The sequence below is a fragment of the Bacillus sp. P4_D3 genome, assembly GCF_056401855.1.
Map to the genome: position 1 here is coordinate 1 of NZ_JBFUIN010000229.1, position 5,138 is coordinate 5,138.

Annotated in this window: 5 protein-coding genes; 3 read left to right on the forward strand and 2 right to left on the reverse strand. The window is 36.9% G+C overall.

The window, feature by feature from the left end:
* Positions 1-87: 87 nt before the first annotated feature.
* The 3 genes from dnaD to AC1DTM_RS17890 are packed head-to-tail and all read left to right on the forward strand — an operon-like array spanning position 88 to position 1,980.
* Entirely contained in the window at positions 88-795 is a 708-nt protein-coding gene (gene dnaD, locus AC1DTM_RS17880; protein WP_002158564.1) for a DNA replication protein DnaD, read from the forward strand.
* A gap of 15 nt (positions 796-810) precedes the next feature.
* On the forward strand, positions 811-1,458 hold the full coding sequence (nth, locus tag AC1DTM_RS17885) for an endonuclease III (protein ID WP_002158563.1): 648 nt from the start codon (positions 811-813) through the stop codon (positions 1,456-1,458).
* A 3-nt stretch (positions 1,459-1,461) separates the two neighbouring features.
* The gene (locus AC1DTM_RS17890; RefSeq protein ID WP_078172999.1) at positions 1,462-1,980 is read left to right on the forward strand and encodes a YpoC family protein; all 519 of its coding nucleotides are present in this window, start codon (positions 1,462-1,464) and stop codon (positions 1,978-1,980) included.
* 26 nt (positions 1,981-2,006) lie between these two features.
* Here AC1DTM_RS17890 and AC1DTM_RS17895 read toward each other — a convergent pair whose 3' ends face one another.
* Entirely contained in the window at positions 2,007-4,721 is a 2,715-nt protein-coding gene (locus AC1DTM_RS17895) for a PBP1A family penicillin-binding protein (protein WP_477000585.1), read from the reverse strand.
* 66 nt (positions 4,722-4,787) lie between these two features.
* Positions 4,788-5,138: Holliday junction resolvase RecU (locus tag AC1DTM_RS17900; RefSeq protein WP_477000586.1), on the reverse strand; the 351-nt coding region annotated here is incomplete at its 5' end.

The following is a 5,138-nucleotide window of genomic DNA, read 5'->3' on the forward strand; positions in this document are numbered from 1 at the left end:
CCCTATATATAGGGAGGTTTTTTTGACGAATTGTGGCAAAAAGAAATGGCTGAAGGTGTGTTATACTAGAGAACGAGGTGTTTGGTGATGAAAAAGAAAATGATGTTACAATGGTTTGAACAGGGAAGCATAGCAATTCCTAAATTGCTTATGATGCATTATAAAAAGCTAGGCTTAAATGAAACGGAATTTATGGTGGTACTTCATGTACACACATTTTTAGAATCAGGTAATTCGTTCCCGACTCCTTCAGAGATTTCCGAGCGGATGACGATAACAGAAATGAAATGTATGGAAGTGATTCAGACATTAATCCAAAAAGGTTTTTTAGCGCTAGAAGGTGGACAAAGATCAGAAGCGATGATGTGTGAAAGTTATTCTTTACAACCACTTTGGGAAAAAATATTGCATTTTTTAATGGATGAATCAATAGAGGAAGAACAGCAAGAAAAAAAGAAACTTCAAGTAAATTTATATACAGTATTTGAAAAAGAATTTGGAAGACCGCTCTCACCGTTTGAATGTGAAACATTAGGAATGTGGGAAGATCAAGATCAACATCATCCGAATTTAATTCAAGCTGCTCTCAGAGAAGCTGTTATGAGTGGTAAACTTAATTTCCGGTATATTGATCGTATTTTATTTGAGTGGAAAAAGAACGGAATTAAAACGGTAGAGCAAGCGCAAAATCAAGGCCAAAAATTTAGAGCGAATCAGCAACGTACACAACAAACAACAAAACAAGAAACAAAATTTACTGGGAAAGTGCCTTTTTACAATTGGTTGGAGCAGTAATGTAGGAGGAAAGACATGTTGAATAAAACGCAAATTCGCTATTGTTTAGATACAATGGCGGATATGTATCCAGAAGCGCATTGTGAATTAATTCATGATAATCCATTTGAACTTGTAATCGCAGTGGCATTATCAGCGCAATGTACAGATGCACTTGTGAATAAAGTGACGAAAAACTTATTCCAAAAATATAAAACACCAGAAGATTATTTAAGTGTGTCTTTAGAAGAATTACAACAAGATATACGTTCCATTGGATTGTTTAGAAATAAGGCGAAAAACATTCAAAAATTGTGCCAGATGTTGCTAGATGATTATAACGGGAAAGTTCCAGAAGACCGTGACGAGCTGACGAAGTTACCAGGAGTAGGGAGAAAGACAGCGAATGTAGTTGTTTCGGTAGCGTTTGGGATTCCAGCGATTGCTGTTGATACGCATGTAGAGAGAGTGAGTAAACGGTTAGCAATTTGTAGATGGAAAGATTCTGTGTTAGAAGTGGAAAAGACATTGATGAAGAAAATTCCAATGGATGAGTGGGGAGTTACACACCACCGTATGATTTTCTTCGGACGTTATTACTGTAAGGCGCAGCGACCACAATGTGAAGAGTGCCGATTACTAGAAATATGTCGCGAAGGAAAGAAACGAATGAAGGGGAAATAAAGGGTGGAGCGAGTTATAGAAATACCGAAAGAGTTTCGGTGCGTACCATTTTTTAAAGAGAGTGCAAATTCGATTACGTATCGCACAGACCAATCTTTTGAAGAAATAATACAAAATACTTACTTTATATTTGATATTGAAAGACAATATGAGCCATGGAATGAAATTGAAACAAGTATTCCAGCGGTGTTAAATATATGGAAAAGCAAGCATGAAGAAATTGCTACACTATTTCGGAACAGAAAAAAACAAGAAGCTGAGGGTCCGATGATTCTTGTTGCAGCTCACTTTCTATCGGTTATATATTGGTTAAATGAGCAGCCTGTTCATAGTTTGAATGAGATGCAAGTAAATACGAATAAATTGGAAGTACAACCTGTTAATTTTATGGAGCGATATTCATTTATTATAAAGAAACCGAGTAATTACCATTCATATATTCAGTTAGCACAGTTGTATATCGAAATAGAAAAGCTATATGTAAAGAAAATGATAACAAAAAAGAAGTCGGTTTCTCGTTAAGAGAAACCGACTTCTTTTTTTGTTTATTAAGACTCTGTTGTAACAACATTTCCGTCTGCGTGAGGTGTATCTCCTCCGGTATTCTGTTGTTGCTGTTCTTCTTCAGCTTTTTTTCTAGCCTCTTCTTCAGCTTTTTTCTTAGCTTCTTCTTGTTTTAGCCTATCTTCATTGGCCTTTTTCTGGGCTTCTTCGTCAGCCTTCTTCTTAGCCTCTTCGTCAGCAGCTTTCTTTTGAGCTTCTTCTTGCTGTTTACGTTGTTGTTCTTGTTGTTGCTGCTGTTGTTGTTGTTGTTGTTGTTCTTGTTGCTGTTCTTGTTGTTTGCGCTGATCTTCTTCAGCTTTTTTCTTAGCTTCTTCTTGTTTTAGTTTATCTTCATTGACCTTTTTCTGGGCTTCTTCGTCAGCCTTCTTCTTAGCCTCTTCGTCAGGTTTTTTCGCATTTGGAGTTCCGCCAGGCGCAGTGAAGGATGCACCAACTGCAGGACTTGTTCCAGTACCCTTTTTCGCTACTACAGAGAAGTTGTAAGTAACACCTGGTTTAATACCACCAAGAGTAGCTGTCGTACCGCTTACTGATAAGCTACCACTAGAACCGTCAGTAGCTTTATAGCTTGCTGCGTATGCATCAACATTTGATGATGGTCCAGACCAGTTCAGTGTCACTGTGCTAGCGCCATCGAAAGCGACATTAAGGCCACTAGGTGGATCTACTTTAATTTGTTTAACTGCATCTTTTTTCGCACCTTTTACGTACAATTCTTCATTTAATTCTTGTACAGAAGAAGGGCGTTCGAAACGAGATTTATCTGTAGCGAATTTGCTCATCATTACTTGGAACATTTGCTGAGCAATTCTAGTAGAACGATCTCCAATATAATTTTCTGCACTATCTTTTTCATAACCAGTCCATACAGCCATTGTATATTGAGGCGTATATCCTGCGAACCAACTATCTCTGTTTGCATCTGCTGGAATACCATATTTTTTAATAACAGATTCATCAAAGTTTTGTGTTCCTGTTTTACCTGCCACGTCTATTCCTGGAACGTATGCTGTTGGACCTGTACCACCAGAACCAGGTTTTACTACGTCACGAAGGACATCAGTAATCATATAGGCCGTATAGTCATGCATTGCACGCTTTTCTTTCGGTTTAAAGTTTTTCTTTTTCCCATCCGGGAAGATAACTTCTTTTACGAAATGAGGTTTATTATAAACACCGTCATTACCAAATGTTGCATAGGCACCTGCTAATTCTAATGGAGAACTATCGTTACTACCGATTGCAGTAGATTCATATACCTTTCCATCTTTAAATGTCATTCCTAAACCTTCAGCAAATTCTTTGGACTTATCGAGACCAACTGCTTGGGCTGTTTTTAAAGCTGGAATATTTAACGATTTCTTCAATGCTTCACGAAGTGAAACGTCACCTTTATAACTATTTGTTGCATTTCGTATTTTTTTACCATTAGAGTACGTATACTCTGAATCGTTCAGTTGATGATACGTAGACCATTGTAGGTTTTCTATTGCTGGACCATAGTCGAAAACTGGCTTCATAGTTGAACCTACTTGGCGTTTTAAATCGATTGCCATATTATGACCTTTGAAAGTAGATTTACTTTCTTTACGACCAGCGCCGATTGCTCGAACTTCTCCAGACTGAGTATCCATAAATACGAATGATCCTTGGAATTGATCGTTTGGATACTTGATGAGATTCCCATCCATTATTTTATCAGCATAGTCTTGAGCATCCAGATCAAGAGTCGTTTGGATCGTTAAACCGTCCGAACCGATATTTATATCAGGAATTTCTTTTTCAACTTCTTTTACAACTGCATCTAAAAATGCTTGGTATTTCATTTCAGTTACTTCTGAAGATGGAAGAAGTCCTTGTGTTACAGGGATTTGCATTGCATCATTCATTTCTTGTTTCGTTATATACCCGTGTCGGTTCATTAATGTTAATACGATATTACGACGTTTCGTTGCTCTATCAACGTTATCTGGTTTTGTTGGATCATAAATGTTAGGACCTTGGGGTAAACCAGCGAGCATTGCAGCTTCGTGTAGTTGTATGTCTTTTAAATCTTTACCGTAATATTTTTTGGCAGCTGTTGAAATACCATAAGAGCGATTACCTAAGTTAATCTTATTTAAGTACATTTCTAAAATTTCATGTTTTGAGTACTGTTGCTCTAACTTATAAGATAAGTACCATTCCTGCACTTTTCTCTTTGCAGTTTTGTCCATCGTTAGAAAATAGTTTTTAACTACTTGCTGTGTAATCGTACTACCACCTTGTGAGCCAAAGCCACCAGTGACATTTTCCATAATTGCCATTCCAGTACGTCTAAAATCAATTCCATCATGCTCATAGAAGCGAGCATCCTCAGTCGCAAGGAATGCACTTTCAATTACTTTGGGAATTTGATCGTAAGTAACGTGGGTTCGTTTTTCAGCACCGTATTCATAGAAGAAATTCCCGTTTTTATCAAGGAATTTTGTTGATAAAGGATTGACAAGTTTTGATTTGTCTAATTTCGGAGCGTCCTTTACCATAACAAAGAAAGCCGAAACGCCAGCTACAAGGCCGACGATACCAAGAAGTAGACAACCTATAAGGAATTTCTTGAAAAAGGAACCTTTTTTCTTTGGCTTTTCTTCTTTATGAGTTTCTTTCGTTTGATTTTTCACATGATTTCGTTCTGTACGAGAACGATAATTATCTGACATTATACTTTCTCCTACCTTTCATTCTCTCCCCCAAAAGTCGAAAAAAGAGCCTTAGTGATGACTCTATCACGAAAAATAAACCGTGTCTAGTACGCGGATATAATCAATTCGAGGGTGATAACCGCATGATAATAAAGACCCATGCTCTTCTATTTCTTGTTTTGTAATCGATTTGCGTCCACCAGTATTTTGACGATTCCAAAATGAAATAATATGTTTTGCATCTAATAAATAAAATTCATCAAAAAGTGTAAATTTAATAATAACAAATGCAATTCCATTATGAGCGACTACTTGCTTCATATGTTCAATTTGATGAAGGTGGAAGTTTTGAAGTGGAAAACTGGTTTTATTTTTAGTTTCTTTCGCTTCAAAATCGATATATTTCCCTTTGTATACACCGTTGTAATCTGTTGT